Annotated in this window: 9 protein-coding genes; 1 reads left to right on the top strand and 8 read right to left on the bottom strand. The window is 47.3% G+C overall.

The genetic code is table 11. The features are described from left to right. Nucleotides 1-3: 3 nt before the first annotated feature. The 7 genes from ACOIT5_RS00815 to eno form a co-directional block, all read right to left on the bottom strand. A complete protein-coding gene (locus tag ACOIT5_RS00815; RefSeq protein WP_423128573.1) occupies nucleotides 4-2,877 on the bottom strand; it encodes a glycosyl hydrolase in 2,874 nt (957 codons plus the stop codon). 54 nt (nucleotides 2,878-2,931) lie between these two features. Continuing rightward, entirely contained in the window at nucleotides 2,932-4,572 is a 1,641-nt protein-coding gene (locus ACOIT5_RS00810) for a hypothetical protein (RefSeq protein ID WP_423128572.1), read from the bottom strand. Nucleotides 4,573-4,734: 162 nt separating this feature from the next. Then, nucleotides 4,735-6,345 carry a RagB/SusD family nutrient uptake outer membrane protein gene (locus tag ACOIT5_RS00805; protein ID WP_423128571.1) on the bottom strand — a complete coding sequence of 537 codons (1,611 nt, stop codon included), beginning with the start codon at nucleotides 6,343-6,345 and terminating at the stop codon, nucleotides 4,735-4,737. Nucleotides 6,346-6,366: 21 nt separating this feature from the next. Further along, nucleotides 6,367-10,155: a TonB-dependent receptor gene (locus ACOIT5_RS00800; protein ID WP_423128570.1), complete on the bottom strand. Its 3,789-nt coding sequence runs from the start codon at nucleotides 10,153-10,155 to the stop codon at nucleotides 6,367-6,369. Between the two features lie 151 nt (nucleotides 10,156-10,306). Next, nucleotides 10,307-11,332, bottom strand: a complete 1,026-nt coding sequence (locus ACOIT5_RS00795; RefSeq protein WP_423128569.1) for a FecR family protein — start codon at nucleotides 11,330-11,332, stop codon at nucleotides 10,307-10,309. 104 nt (nucleotides 11,333-11,436) lie between these two features. Continuing rightward, a complete protein-coding gene (locus ACOIT5_RS00790; protein WP_423128568.1) occupies nucleotides 11,437-12,042 on the bottom strand; it encodes an RNA polymerase sigma factor in 606 nt (201 codons plus the stop codon). Between the two features lie 297 nt (nucleotides 12,043-12,339). Further along, entirely contained in the window at nucleotides 12,340-13,641 is a 1,302-nt protein-coding gene (gene eno / locus ACOIT5_RS00785) for a phosphopyruvate hydratase (RefSeq protein WP_432205914.1), read from the bottom strand. Nucleotides 13,642-13,936: 295 nt separating this feature from the next. Here eno and ACOIT5_RS00780 point away from each other — a divergent pair, with 295 nt between their 5' ends. Then, nucleotides 13,937-14,293, top strand: coding sequence for a hypothetical protein (locus ACOIT5_RS00780; protein WP_423128567.1), 357 nt, complete (start codon nucleotides 13,937-13,939; stop codon nucleotides 14,291-14,293). Between the two features lie 142 nt (nucleotides 14,294-14,435). On the opposite strand, the gene ACOIT5_RS00775 is transcribed toward ACOIT5_RS00780, so the two are convergent. After that, nucleotides 14,436-15,794, bottom strand: coding sequence for a sigma-54-dependent transcriptional regulator (locus ACOIT5_RS00775; protein ID WP_423128566.1), 1,359 nt, complete (start codon nucleotides 15,792-15,794; stop codon nucleotides 14,436-14,438). Between the last annotated feature and the right edge of the window lie 51 nt (nucleotides 15,795-15,845).

Below are 15,845 nucleotides of genomic sequence, written 5' to 3'. Positions count from 1 at the left end.
TGTTTACGAATAAAGTGTCACCGGGCCAACCAGTCCCATCGGCTGAATTTCCTGCGGGCCGTTTTTCCGGTTAATAAACCGTTCCACCACTTTGTTATCCTTGAAATTCCGCATGTAGTTCCCCATGATGGTGGTAACGTGGATTTCTATTTCATTGGAGCCGGTTTTCAACTGTTCGGCAATCCGGTAAATGCGGTTACCGTACCATTTTACCCCGCACGATTTCCCGTTAACGAACAGTTCGGCCACGCCCCATACTTTACCCAGGTTCAGATAAACCGGTTTAACCGGCCCGTCTTCCACGGTTTGTTTGTAAACGACAGTACCGGTAAAATCGACAAATTCGGTGTCTTTCAGGTCTTTCAGTTCATCCATCCGGGTGGTTTTCACCCAATCTTCGCGGCTGTGGCGCAATTCCACATCCCAGCCATTGCTGAGCGTTACATTTTCAGAACCGGCAGCCGGAACCGGCGACCATTCCTGACCATTTTTATCGTTGCTGAATACCACGATGCATGATTGGGCAGGCCCCAAGGTCAGGCTGAAAACACCGTTTTTCAGTTTAATCCGGTAACGTTCGCCACTTTCAGCATCCCAAACCCACGGGTTACGGCCTTTGGTAATCTCTTTTGAAAAGGTGATGTTTGTTTGGTGCCCGTTGTGCATGTGGGCATTGGCAAACAGGAAAATTTCGCTCTTATCGTCGGATTGATAGCGGTTCTGCATAAAAAAGCGGTCCGGTTTTTCAATTTCCAGATAGTGCGGAATTTTATACTGCACCATGATATCCCGGTACCATTCCAGAAAGCGGTTGTCTTCCGGTTTTTTCACCAGGATAAACCGATCGGGGAAGGCTTTGAGTTTTTCGACCCACGCAGTTACTTTTTGGTCATTTTCTTTGAAGCCATTTAATCCCGGCGATTTTTCGGGGTACTTTTCAATACAGAAAATCCGGCCTCCGGTAGCGACAAAGTCATATAGTTTTTGCAGTGTTTCGGGATAAAGGCTGGTTACTTCGGGCAAGAAAAGAGTCCCGTACTTTTTGGGCCCGTAACACAGTTTCCCGTTTTTCACCTGCGAGTCGTTGATGATAATCTCGGTGGTGTAATCGGCTGCCCCCCCGTTTTTGTTGATCGATTCCCAGATAATCGACGTGTAGGGAATATTCAGTTTTTCGGGGAACGGATCGGTTTGCACGCCCATTTCGCCCCATAGATCGTAATTGGCCGGAAGAATGGCCACGTCGGTATACATGTCGGTATGTTGCAGCAACGACGAAATCCGGGCTTTGTAATCGTTCAGGTATTTGAAATAAGGCCACCAGTTGTTTTTTTCGTTGTAATACGAGCCATACTGCACCCAGCCGGGGAACGGCGCATCGGGCGGCGAGTAGTTAAACCCGTGCCAAACACTGTGCGTAATGCCCGACATCATGCTTTGGTCGGAACCGATTTTCAGCAGTTCGAGGGTGGTGTTGAACACCAGGTAGGTATTGGTCATCTCCTCGCAGCTTACAATTCGTTTCCCGGTGAGGTGGGCTGCCGACGACACGTATTTGTTGATCATGGTGTAACCGCGTCCGCGGCGGTAATCTTCGTCCGACATTTCTTCACCCAGCCGGTGCCGCAGCCAGTTGGTTGTCCACGATTCGCCTTCAGGAATGTCGTAGCCCAGGCTGGTTTCCAGCGGGAAAAATCCCCTTCCGTAAGCCTGTGCCCGCGACTTCACTTTCTGATCCTTACACCATTGCAGGTAAACCCGGGTGAACCGTTCATATAATAATTCAGCTTTGGTGAGTTCAAAATCAAACCGGACACGGTTCACTGTTTCGGCAAACTCCGGTGTTTTTTCCACCCCGTATTTATCATCGACCACGGCTCCGAGCCGCCCGACCTTAAACAGGATAAATGGCAGGTACGGCATCAAATCGTATCCGCGCCGTTTCTGAAATTCTTCGGGCAAATCGGCGGCCCAGTTGCAGCCTTCCAGTTCCATCGAATCGGTAAAGAAAGCCCGCAGGTGGTTGGAAAGCGGCCCGGTTTTTTTCTGAATGGTATCCGACATGTGGTCGAGATATTTCCTAACAGCCGTTGCGTTCATGTGGTCGAGAATCGGGCCGGCAGCGCCGGGCGCCCCGTTGATTACACTGGCAAACGAATTGACTTTCACCAGTGCATAAAACACATGTTTTCCTTCCGGAATATCAACACGGATAATCGGGTCGTTGCATTTATCCGAAAGATCGATCACCTGGTCAAGGCCCGACATGGGCTCGGGTACCAGTTTCAGCGAAAGCATTTCAAATGTCCGCCCCGGGCAGGGATCGGTGACCCCCGGATCTACGGTTTTGAAAATGTTGAATTGCGAACTTTCGAAAACAACCGGGCCTTCCAGCTTTTCAGCATAAATGATGACTACCTGCGCCCGCTCATCGTCTTTCAGGGTTTCGGCGCCAAAAGGCCAGCCCGAACCGACAATCAAATCGCAGGTCATATCGAGCTTTTTGGCTTCGGCAAAGGTTACCTGCAACATGTCGATCCATTCGTCACTCAGCCATTTCAGCGATTTTTTGCCCATGTCGTCGCCAGTCCTTGGAAATGAAATCGGGTTGATTTCAACGCCGCCAACACCGGCTTCTTTCAGCAAATGCAACTCGCGGATCAGTTCGGCAGCTTCCACCTTGTCGCCATTCCACCACCAGCGCACAAACGGCCGGTATTTGGAATCAGGGTTCTGAAACAACCGGTACAATTCGCGGGCCGATAAAACCTGGCCTTCCGTTTTCCCGGCATTCATCCCAAAAACCGGAAACGTACCGGCGACCATGCATCCGGCAGTAAGGGCTGCCCCCTGAATAAGGAAACTTCTTCTTTTCATGTATTATTTTTTTTAAAACACCGGTGTTTACATCCGGCGTTTAATATCGTTTATTTAAAAATATCCATTCGTTTCAACATCCCCGTATTTCAGGGCTATTTCCAGGCGTTTTATCCGGAACGTTCCGGGTTCTTTTGCTTTGAACCCGACCGTGTTATAACCTTTTTTCAGGCTGCCAACCGGAACATGAAAAGCATAATGTTTTTCGCTTCCGGTTAATCCGCGTGCCCGGTCGTACAGCGAAACGTATTCCGGTTTCTCCGTTTCAATTTTTATCCCGTTCACCATGACCTCAAAACCGGAGGAACGGCTGAGCCGGAAGAAAAGGATCACTTCTTCGGGAGGTGTTTTACGCGGATCATCGCCGATAAAAATTTCAGCTTCCGAGAACTGTTCATCAGTAACGGTCAATGGCAGCGGCGTAACCGGGTTGATGCCGTACTGGCCGGAACTGTCGCACAGGCAGTATATTTTGTTTCGTTTTTCAAGTGTTTCGGGCGATCCCAGCTCCTGCAGCAACAGTGGCATCATCACGCGGCAAACCTGTCCTCCTTCTTCGAGGTGCAACTGCCCGTTAAATCCGGAATAAAACTCCCCGTAATACTGGTTGAACAGGTAAATTCCCTGGGCGCCCTGGGCGTGAATGTGCGAAGCCATTCCCCGGAACATGCCGTGGGAAAAAGTTTCGCGCGGACGGTAGCCGCCGTCGTCGATGGAGGCATAAACCGGGATGTGGGGCGCGTTCAGATCCTGGATAAATTTTGCCACGGGCAGGGAAGGGTCGCCCAGCCAGTGCACACCAATACTGATAAAATCAACCAGTCCGAGGCGCACCCATTCCTGAACATCAAGGCCTTTGTCGAGGCAGGCTTCCAGGGTTGGGGGAACCCGTACCGAGAGCAGTATTTTTTTCCCGCGGCGGGCCGATACTTCGTCCGCTTTCGCCCGGATATCTTTTACCAGTTGGGTCATGAGCGGGGCATTTTGGCGGCCTTCGCCCATTTTGAAATAAACAATGAAGCGCATGAAGTCGAGGTCGAAACCGTCGATCAGATCATATTTTTCGAGTTGTTCGGAAATGATGGCCAGTTTATGGCTGCGCACTTCGGACTGTGCAAAGTCGAGCGCCCGCGAAGCATTCCACCCCGGAGTTTGGTCGTTCAGCCAAAATTCGGGATGGCTGTACCAAAAATCGGTATAAACAATGGGACAGTGTGTGGTGGTATCGTTAAAATGGAGGTCGTTCATGCGGTAGGTTATAAAAGCCTCCATACCGTTTTCTTTGGCACGGCTGAGTGAAGCGGTAATCAGGTCGGTTCCCTCTTTTTCGAGGTTCAGGAAGTTTTGATAAAAACGGTGCATGTGGTTATAAGTGGCGGTATCGCAGCCGCAATCAAGTTTTCCGTCCAGGTCGTCGCCGAAAACACGGCCGTAATTGGAACGGTAATATAAAAAATCGCTTCCGCTGCACATCATGTAAGTGGTTGCCTGCGAACCGGAAACCTGATCGACATACGCGTTGATGTCGGCCACACTCAGCGGCCGTTTTTGGAACCAGTAATTTCCAAGCGCATCGGTACCGTCGTTGTTGTGAATTAACCGGTGTTTTAATTCCGTTTTTTCCGAACAGGAAATAATGCCCAGCAAAAGAAAAATCAGGATAATTGTCGATTTACTGCCTGACGATAAGCTCATTCGTTTTCGTTTTATTGGTTTGATTGTGGTAATAAGAAACCACGGCACGCTATTCAGGGAGTTCAGTATTTATTGCTGAAATCCAAAAAATATCGCGGCAAGAGAAAAAAAGGGCGGGGCATAGGCTCCGCCCTTTTTAATAAAATTTATAACAGAATTCTCTTAGTTCTGAACACAAAGCGGGTTATACAAAATCTCGTCTTCCGGAATTTTCAGCGTCATGTTGGCAACGCTGTAGGTCCCTTTGTCGATGTGGTTGGACGAACTTGTCCGGTCAACCGGGATTCCCCAACGTTTGTTGTTAAAAAATTCACGGCCGCCTTCGCCCCATAGTTCAATGCGGGTCTGTAGCTGCACCATTTGCAGGGCAGTCATTCCGGTCATGCTCGAATAGGTGTCGCAGGTTAAGGGGGTTTCGCCGGTTTTGGTGCGGGCTGCCAGCAGGATATTCAAGGTTGCTTTGGCTTCGTTCGAACTTCCGGCCTGTGCCTGGGCTTCAGCTTTCATCAGCAATACTTCCGACGAACGCATGGCGTAACAGGTAACCGTCCCGACATTTTTTTTGTCATCGGTGCCGATTCCGTGGGTAGCTGCAAATTTCAGGTTGGTATAAGCCGGAATGTACCGGACCGTGGCATTGGTCGGGTAAGCATAGTCGCCAAAGTCGGTTGCCATAAAACAATTTTTACGATAATCCCGGTTATCTATTTTTTCATAGAGCCGGTTGTCGATGCGGGCAAAACCTTCGCTTAACCCGCCGTAACCTTCGGCGAAGGGGTTCATCCAGCCGTTATGAGCCGTTAAGGCTTCGCCTACCGGCCAGCCCAGGATCACTTCGGGATTGACATTGTTGTACAGGAATCCATTGGTTTCGGGCCGGATTTCAGGATTGGCGGTCGTACCCACATTATTAACGCCGCCATAAACACTTTGTCCCATCAGGGTGGGGTACTTGGCCAAAATGTCGTTACAGGCCGAAATCGCCGTTGTCCAGTCGCCGGTAATCAGGCAAACGCGGGCCAGGAGAAATTTGGCAACGGATAAATCAATATCGGTCAGCGTTTCAATGGTGTAACCTTTCGCTGCGTCTGTCATCAGTGAAATCGCTTTTGTCAGGTCGTTTTTAATAAAATCATAGGTGTCGGTCGAACTTGCACGGGCCTTATTGGGCTGAGTCGGGGAGTAGGTATCGTACAGCATGATGCCCAGTTTCGTATTTCCACCCTGCAAATAGGAGTCCTGGTAGTTTTCCATCAGGTAATTATAGGCATAGGCGCGTGCGACCAAACCTCTCGCTTTATATTCTTTAAGCTTGATGTTACTTCCAACAATTTCATCATCAAGGTAGGTTAACATTTTATTGGCCGTGGTGATTACTGACCACATGTGGTTCCAGTAATATAAATTTTTATCTACCGATGTAGAGGTAAAATCGCGGAGGTAATATTCATCGGCGCCAAAAATGGAGAGGTTTTTATTTCCAAACACGATGTCGTTTCCTTCGAGGTTACGCATGGCCTCCAGGCCCTGAATGGAACGATAACGGCCATCAGCTGTCCCTGCCCCGTTAAGTCCGCTGGCATTGAACTGAGTCGGCATCGTGTTTGCCATGCTTGATATAATCAAATCAATGGTTGCTTCATCTCCTGAGGCCAGTAATTCTTTAATCTGTTCATCGGTGATGCTGTTTGCAGGCTCTAAATCCAGCTGATCGGAACAGGATGCGAAAATGATACCTGCCACGATAACGAGTCCAATTATATAATTTTTCATATTCTTTAACTTTTAAAACGATTATAAATCAAGGTTGAGGCCGAAAGAGATGGTTCGCATCGACGGGTAAGTATAGGCGCCAACGTCGAATCCTCCAACCAGCGACATCCGCGGATCGATACCGGAGTGAGAAGTTACCATCAACAGGTTATCGGCCGATACGTAGAACCTCAGGTTGCTGATTTTGTATTTTTGCAACAGGTTTTCAGGCAGGGTATAACCAATGGTTATATTTTTCAGGTTCAGGTACGATGCGTTGAACAAGGCCAGATCGGAGTATAACCAGCTGCCAAAGGTGGCGCCGTCGCCGTAAGTATTGCCATACATGGCCATTGGAAACTTCGCATTGGTATTTTCAGGTGTCCATGTATTTCCAATGAGTTCGGCTGATAAGGCGCTGTTCAGGTTATCGCTGATGTATAAGTTGTTACCATACTCGGTGCTGTAAAATTTTCCACCCAACTGATAGGCCAGCATACCTGTGAAATCGAAGTTTTTATATTTTACGGTTGTACTTAAACCGCCAATCCAGTCCGGAATTGCATCGCCCACTTCGTAGCGCGAGGCTGTTGAGTAGTTGGTTGTTTTGACATCCTGGCCAACAGCGGTATCTGCATATAAGCCGTTGTCGTGATCTGTGCTGGTTACCTTGTGATAGAAAAGCGGAAGCCCGGTATTCTGATCTACTCCGGCATATTTAAACACATACAGGTTGTAATAATCTTTCCCGATGCCGCGCAGGTAGGTTACCCCTGATGAAGACCCTGATCCGGCGATGGACCAGGCGTCGGCTGTTGCCGTCCAGTTGCCGTCCAGCTCGGCAGAACCAACACCGGGAGGAACAGCCTTCAGAACGGTATTGTAATGGGTACCGTTGAGCGACACAGTCCAGAGTAAATCTTTCTTCTTGATAATGTCCACGTTCAGTTCCACTTCAAATCCGCGGTTTTGTATTTTTGCCGAGTTTTTGGCAATGCTCGACTGGCCAAGTGAAATGGCAATCGGCTGGTTCCAGATGGCATTGTTGGTATTCCTGTCGTAAAAATCGAAAGTCCCGTAAACGCGGTTGAATAAACTGAAGTCGATACCGGCGTCAAATGTCCAGGTGTTCTCCCAGGTCAGTCCGTCGTTTACATAACTGCCTTGTGTCAGTTTATAGCTGGCCGGAATACCGTTACCTCCTGTCGTGGATGTATAGGTGGCGCTGTAACCCCAGGTCTGGTATCCTGAATAGTTGGAGATCCCGTTTTGGTTCCCGATGACCCCGTAGCTGGTGCGGACTTTTAAGTTGTCGAGCCAGTTTTTTGTATTCTCCATAAATGATTCAGCGCTTACACGCCATCCGCCGCCGACTGACCAGAAGGTACCCCAGCGGGTCGAGTTGTATTTGAATTTGGAAGAACCATCGCGACGGACGGATGCTTCTCCGTAATATTTATCATTATAAATGTAGTTGATACGACCGAGGTAGCTTTCCATGGCATTCTCATACTCGTTCCCGCCAGGCGACGAGAAGGTACCTCCGGTGTAACGCCCAACAAAGTTGGCAAAGGTTGCAAATCCAGGAATCAATTCGTAAGCCGAGTTGTAGTACAGCGTTTCAAAATGATATTTGTTGAATTCGTGTCCGGCCAAAGCATTCACCTGATGTTTGTCAAAGTTATGGCTGTAATTCAGCAACTGCTGGGTGTTGAGGATGGTCACGTTTTGATAGATTTTACCGAAAGCGCCGACGCCGGCAGCCTGTCCGGTTTCACTTTGCCAGTAACGGGTGCGGGTTTCGTGGTATTTTTCAACACCCAGGTTGGTAGTGAATGTCAGGTCTTTCAGCAGTTTCACTTCAGCATACGAACGGGTAACAATATCGCTTGATTTTCGGATGTCTTTATCATTGTCCAACATGTAAATCACATCGGAAGAAGAAAGAGAGGTTGAAGTCAGACCAAGCGGCGAATAAGTATCGCCTGCCGCCGTATGTACTTTTCGTTTGCCGTTTTCGTAAATGTAATTCCCGTTTGCATCGCGGGCATAGAGTTGGATCAACTGGTTTTGCCCGTTGATGTAGCGGAAGATATTGGCCGTTGCCGAACCGGGGTTGCGTCCGTAACGGGTGGCGGGCGATTGGGTTTCGCGCCATGAATAGGCGACGTTGCTTCCAACTTTCAGCCAGTCGTACAGTTGCGCGTTGATACTGGAACGCCCGTTGTAACGGCCAAACTGTGAACCGCGGATATACGAAGGATCTTCGAGATAGCCTAACGACAGAAAGTAATCCACCTTGTCGCTGCCGCCGGTTGCCGAGATGTTGTATTCCTGGCGGAACTGGTTTTCCAGCAGATAGTCGTCATAATTGTCATGGTAAAGCAAGCGGGCATTCGGGTTGAGCTTGCCATCAGTATTCACCAGGTAGGCCCCGCTCATGGTTGAACTGGCAGTGGCCCCTGTGCCCGATGGAGTGTAAACTGCTCCGGGCACATCATACAACATCCAGTTACCCAACGCATTTCTGGTGAAGGCTGTGGTTGATCCCGTGTAGTCAAACAAATGCTGGCTGGCAAATTGAGCGGCGGCTTCGTGCGACATGTTCGGATTTTGAAGATTCGTCGTATAATTTGCCGACCTCCCGGTACCGTTAACTCCGTAACGAACAGAATTGTAGATGCTTAGCCATGTAAATTCATAGATGTCTTTGGGGTTTGAAATTTTATCGTACTGATAAGGACCCACCTGGTTAATCCCCCAACGTCCTTCAAAGGAGATTTTTGTTTTACCGGTTGATCCTTTTTTGGTAGTAATCAACACAACGCCGTTGGCGCCGCGCGAGCCATACAAGGCTGTAGAAGCCGCATCTTTTAACACCGTGATGCTTGCAATGTCTTTGGGATTGATGGTTGACAGGGGGTTGTCGTGCTGGGCGGGAACGCCGTCAATCACCACTAAAGCGTTAGCGTTATTCTGGCTGGCCGTACCTAACCCGCGTAAACGGATGCCCATGTCGAGGCCGGGCTGTCCGTCGACCGCTGATATTTGTATGCCGGGAACAGCGCCTTCGAGTGCACGGGTTACTGTTGAGTTGGCTTGTGCGCTGATTAGGGTCGCATCTACCGTACTGATCGAACCGGTCAAATCTTTACGCTTCATCGTTCCGTAAGCAACGGCCACAACTTCTTCGATCCCAACCGTTTCTTCCTCCATTTTTGCATTTATTGAGGCCCTCCCTTCCACGGCTATTTCGATGCTTCTCATGCCCACAAACGAAAAAACGAGTATCGGGTTTCCGGAAGGAACCGACAGCGTATAATTCCCGTCAAGGTCGGTTACCGTACCCATTGTAGTTCCTTTTATCAATACAGTTACTCCGGGCAGGGGCTGACCGGATGAATCGGTTACTTTTCCGGTTATGCTCCGTTGTTGTCCGGAAAACGAACTAACCGTTTGACCGTTTGCCGACAACACAATTTGGCGGCCTTCAATCGTATAATTCACGTTTGTTCCGGCAAAGACCACATCCAGAATATCCGGGATCCGTGCTTTATCCATATCGATGCTTACTTTCCGGTCGGCATCAATGACCTTGCTGCTGTAGAGAAAGTAAAAATCCGTCTGGTTTTCGATGGTCAGCAAAACGTTCTTTACCGAACTGTTATTTAATCGCAGGGAAACGGTTGCTGTTTGCGAATAAGTGGCTCCGGCAAACGACTGGAGTATGGCCAGCAAAAAGATCACACAAGTTAGTTTCATGTGCATGAATGTTTTTTTCATTTCCGCTGACAGGTGCCAGGAAATGATGGGATTCAACTTTTTTTTCATAAATTTACGCGGTTTACATTATTAAACTATTGAATTGACCGGCAGAGAATGGACCAGATTCCTGCCGGTTATTTTGTTATAAAACAGACCTTATTGATTTTTTCAGGAGAAGGACAGGGCGATCGTCCGTGATATGGTTTTTTAATGGCGCTCATCTCTTTTTCAAATAAAAGGTTTTTATCAGTTCACTGCCGTTTTGCCTGGTTTTCACCGAGTAGTCAACCGGAAGAGCAAATGAGATCAGTCGGAGTGTTTGCTCGGGTTTTTCCTGATCAATGGTGGCCGTCAGGAGGTAACTTTTCAGTTCCGGATCCTGCACGATAATTTCGATGTTATACCAACGGCTGATTTTTTTCAAAGCGATCGGTAAAGACTCGTCCTCTAAAATCAGTTTGCCGTTAATCCAGGCCGTTGAGGAAGATGAATTTACGTTCATTTGAGCTACTTTGCCGGTTTGTTTGTCATACTGAATTTGTCTGCCCGGTTCGAGTTGGTAGGTTTGCTGATCGTTCTGCAGATGAATTTTCCCTTCAAGCAAGGTGGCTTCAAAATATTCATCGGCCGAGTAAGCATTGAGGTTAAACCGGGTTCCGGTAACGATGGTTTTCATCATGGGATTATCAACGATGAAAGGGCTTTTGGGATTTGCCGCTACTTCGAAATACGCTTCACCGTCAACAAATACACGCCGTTCCTTTTTGTCAAACTTACCCGGGTATTTAAAGGTTGTCCCATCGTGTAACCACACGAGCGTACCATCCTCCAGCGTAATTTTGGTGCGGGTTCCCGCTTTGGTGTGCAACTCATGTTCAAGAATAGCCGATCCGGTATTCCGGGACAGATCGCTGTTTTTGATGTATAAAAAAACGGAAAGAACAATCAGGGGAACGATTAAAACAGCAGCAATGCGTGAAAAAGACAGGTAAACGTCTTTCCATCGAATCATCCGGAGTCGTTTCGTTTTGCGCGCATTGATTTGTTCGCGTACCTGTTGCAGCAATAGCTCGAAATCAGGCTTTTCACCTGTCAGCTTAATTGATGCATGTGTCCAGATATACCCTAAAATTTCCCGGATTTCAGGATCATTTTCATGATCTTTCATCCATCCCAGTATCCTTTCGGACTCTTCATCCGAGGTTTCTCCGTTCACATACTTGATGATGTCGGGATGCTCCATGTGTGATTTTACTTTTACACTAATACGAAAGCCATCGCCCTTAACCCTTAGTGCCGAAGAAAATATTTTTCAAAAAAATGGATCAGGGGAAGCCAAAGAGCTTGTTACGACTTCCTTTTGTCGGTATGTGTCTGAGAAATAAAAAATATAGAGAAGTAGAGGTGTCCGGGAAAGGAACTGGTTTCCAGTTTCTCCCGGAGAATTTTCAGGGCTGAAGTGATGTGTGCTTCTACCGTTTTTATCGAGATGTTCAGTTCCCGGGCAATTTCTTTATTCGAGAGCCCTTGCTCCCTGCTGAGTTTGAAGATTTGCCGTCGTTTTTCCGGGAAATGATCGATGATCTGATGGGTCAGGTGTTCAAGATTTTTAAATTCGATGCTTACCTCGGTTTCTTCGCTTGAAAAATTTGTCGATGTCAGAAAGTGTTCAATTTTTCGTTTCTCCGACTTTTCTTTGCGTAACCAGGAAATAATTTCATGGTAGGCTACCGAAAACAAAAATGATTTAAATGAAAAATGTTCTTCGATCAGACGCCGCCGTTCCCACACCTTCAAAAAAACAATTTGCGTGATTTCTTCTGCTGCAAATTTTTGTTTGGTGATGCCCAGCGTGAACGCATAAATCCGCTCGGTGTATTTTCGGAACAAGACATCAAACGCCTCGTAATCGCCATCCTTCAAGGCCCTCACCTGTTTCTTGTCTTCTTCCATAAACGGAGTAAAAGTTAATCGATTTCAACAAATGTAGAAATTTTCTTGTTCCTTGTCTGATGTTTATTCCCGTTTCTCACAAAATCGTATACCATGTAAACAAATTGCTAAAAAGCTTCGGTTTTTCCGAACCGGTCTTTTTCGGATAACGAACATAAGGTATGAAAGAGCCTGTTTGAAAGAGGGAACTGAACGTGGGTGTGTCTGACCCGATTTGAACCGGCAGGTAACTTTGGCTGACGAAAAAAGCCGCTTCCCTTTCGGAGAGCGGCTTTCGTTGATCCGGTATTTTCAGAATTACTTCTTGTATACTTTTTTGTATCCGTAGATCGCTGATTCACCCAATTGCTCTTCAATACGAAGTAATTGGTTGTATTTAGCCATCCTGTCGGAGCGGCTCAACGAACCGGTTTTGATCTGACCGGAGTTGGTTGCTACGGCGATATCAGCAATGGTTGAATCTTCGGTTTCGCCCGAGCGGTGCGAAGTTACCGAAGTATAGCCTGCACGGTGGGCCATTTCAATGGCGTCTAATGTTTCGGTTAAGGTACCAATCTGGTTCACTTTAATCAGGATTGAATTGGCAGCGCCCAGTTCGATTCCTTTTTTCAGGTATTCAACATTGGTTACGAATAAATCGTCGCCAACCAACTGGCATTTGTGGCCGATAGCGGCATTCAGTTTCACCCAACCATCCCAGTCACCTTCATGGCAACCATCTTCGATGGAGTCAATCGGGAACTTTTCAACCAGTTCGGCCAGGAAAGCGACTTGTTCTTCGCGGGTACGTTTTGCACCGTTAGCGCCTTCAAATTTACTGTAGTCGTAGATTCCGTCTTCATAAAATTCTGAAGCAGCGCAATCCAAAGCGATCGAAACATCGCCGCCGTCTTCTTTACGGCCAGGTTTGTAGCCGGCGTTTTTGATGGCTTCGATAATGCTGTTTAAGGCGTCTTCGGTGCCATCCAGGGCAGGAGCAAAACCACCTTCGTCGCCAACCGCCGTGCTCAGGCCGCGTTTGTGCAGCACTTTTTTCAGGCTGTGGAACACTTCAGCGCCCATGCGTAAGCCTTCGCGGAATGAAGGAGCGCCAATCGGGCGAATCATGAATTCCTGGAAAGCGATCGGGGCGTCTGAGTGCGAACCGCCATTGATGATGTTCATCATCGGAACAGGCAATGTTTTGGCATTTGACCCGCCGATGTAACGGTATAAAGGTAAACCAAGCGCGTTGGCGGCAGCTTTTGCAGCAGCGAGCGAAACGCCCAACATGGCGTTGGCGCCTAATTTTGATTTGGTTTTGGTTCCGTCAAGTTCCAATAATTTTTTATCGAGGGCAACCTGTTCTGAAGCGTCCATACCAATAATTTCTTTGGCGATGACCGTATTCACATTTTCAACAGCTTTCAAAACACCTTTCCCCAGGTAACGGCCTTTGTCGCCGTCGCGCAGTTCCAGCGCTTCGTTTTCTCCGGTTGAAGCGCCTGAGGGCACAGCCGCCAAACCAACAGCTCCACACTCCAGTGTGATTTCAACTTCCACCGTGGGATTACCACGTGAATCCAGAATTTCTCTACCAACAACGTTACGAATTAACATGATTTATGGTTTTGAATTAAACTTAATGTATTTCTTAAAACTCTGATTTTTAAATGCTTTTGAAAAAGCCGCAACAAAGATAATAAATCCGGTGTATAAACATCGGATTTTGAAAAGAGGCATAACCTAAATTTAACCCGATTTTTTGTGTTGTACAAATGTCGGAAATCGTTGAAAACAGAACAACAAGAACCCGGACTTCTCCGTTTGTTTTTTACAGGACAAAAATGACACCCCAAGTCTGGTTGCTTTTTAACAGAACATATTTCCAACAAACAGTTTGATTGTTAATGCCATGAATACAGAAGAAAGAATACTGGAATATAAACTGAAAAAGCTCAGTGATTTCGCTTTAGGCGACCCGAAAAGCCTGGAAGTGATTTTAGTTTCCTTCCTGAAAACAGGAAAAGAAAATATGGCTCTTTTTCGTCAATATCTCGATGAGAAAAATGCGATGGCCATTTCAGGACTATCACACAAAATGCTTCCCTTATTTCGTCAGTTGGAAGTGAAACCAATTGTAGAAATTTTGGACCGGTTAGCACACGAAGACCGGGCAAAGCTGGATGACCGCCAGTTTTTTCTGTTGGCCGGAACGGTGCAGAAATGGATAAACAAGTTGCTTCTTCACATTGAAAAACATGAGATGTAGCTTAGCGTGCAGACATTATGTGCCGACAGAAATGTGATCTGCGGATGAGTATCGAAATGTGGTAAAGTTGATTGAATATCAACAGGAGGAGAGGCGCGCAGGTATGTGAAAGATGAACGGGGCAAATTGTTATAGCTTTTGGTCAGAAATGTCTCGGCGCCCCGTTTTTTTTAACCGGAACGTCCATCCGGTATTGTTTCAATTTGTTATACAGGGTTTTTCGATCAATTTTCAACAAACGGGCCGCCTCGCTCTTGTTATAAGAACTGGTCTCCAGAGCCTTACGAATTAGCTCCATTTCGTTCTCTCCGTTGTATAAGCCCATGTTATTGTCTTTTCGTTGCATCTGCCAGATCTCAATAGGTATTTCATCCATACCAATCCATGATTCAACCGAAAGTAAGGTAGCGCGTTTTACCACATTTTTCATTTCTCTCAGGTTACCCGGCCAGTTGTAATTCATAAAAGCAGTTTCCACTTCCGGGCTAAAATCTTCAACTGTCTTGCTCAGATATATATTGGCCTGGGCTAAAAAATGCCGGGCAAAAAGCATAATATCTTCCTTCCGGTCGCGAACGGGTGGAACTTTAATTTGAAATTCATTCAGGCGGTGAAACAGGTCTTTTCTGAACGTTCCGTTTTCCTGGGCCTCCGTAAGATCTTCGTTGGTGGCAGCGATAATGCGCACATCAACATGCAGTTCACGGCTGCTTCCCACGGGTTTGATGGTTCGTTCCTGCAACACCCGTAGGAGTTGTATTTGGGTATTGTAAGAAAGGTTTCCCACTTCATCCAGGAAAAGCGTACCTCCGTCAGCCGATTCGAAATGGCCGGTTTTATCGGCAATTGCTCCGGTAAACGAGCCTTTCAGATGACCGAAAAACTCACTGGCCACCAATTCTCCGGGAATGGCTCCGCAATCAACTGCAATAAAAGGTTTTCCGACCCGGGCGCTCTGGTTGTGAATGGAACGGGCAATGTACTCTTTTCCCGTACCGCTTTCGCCGGTAATCAGAACCGACATGGGCGTCGGAGCTACCAGGCGAATATGGTGCTTCAATCGTTTCGATACCTTACTCACCCCATCCAGAAAATCATTTTTATGAACATGATTGTTCGCTGTTTTGGGCCTTGTTTCAGGCTCTTTGGCCATAGCCTCACGAATCATGTTTAAAACTTCTTCGGGCTGAAAAGGTTTCGGAATATAGTTAAACGCGCCTCTTTTTATGGATAGAATCGCTGAAGCGATGTCTGCATACCCGGTCATCATAATGATCCGGGTTTCAGGGGAGTTTTGCTTTATCGGGCGAATCAGGTCTATGCCGCTGATATCGGGCATTCGCATATCGGTGAGAACAACATGGTAAAACCGTTCTTTCACCAGCTTATGTACGTCGGATGGCGTACAAACAGTATCTACGCGGTATTGGTGCTTCTCCAGAAGCGTCTTCAACATCAACCCAAAAGTTACATCATCGTCTATCACCAGTATATTTTCCATCTGCATCTGCCTGTTTAATCGAATCATAAATAAAACGCCGGTCAATGGCAC

Source organism: Gaoshiqia hydrogeniformans (assembly GCF_049347105.1).
Lineage (GTDB): Bacteria > Bacteroidota > Bacteroidia > Bacteroidales > Prolixibacteraceae > Gaoshiqia > Gaoshiqia hydrogeniformans.
This window is presented reverse-complemented; position numbering and strand designations above follow the sequence as displayed.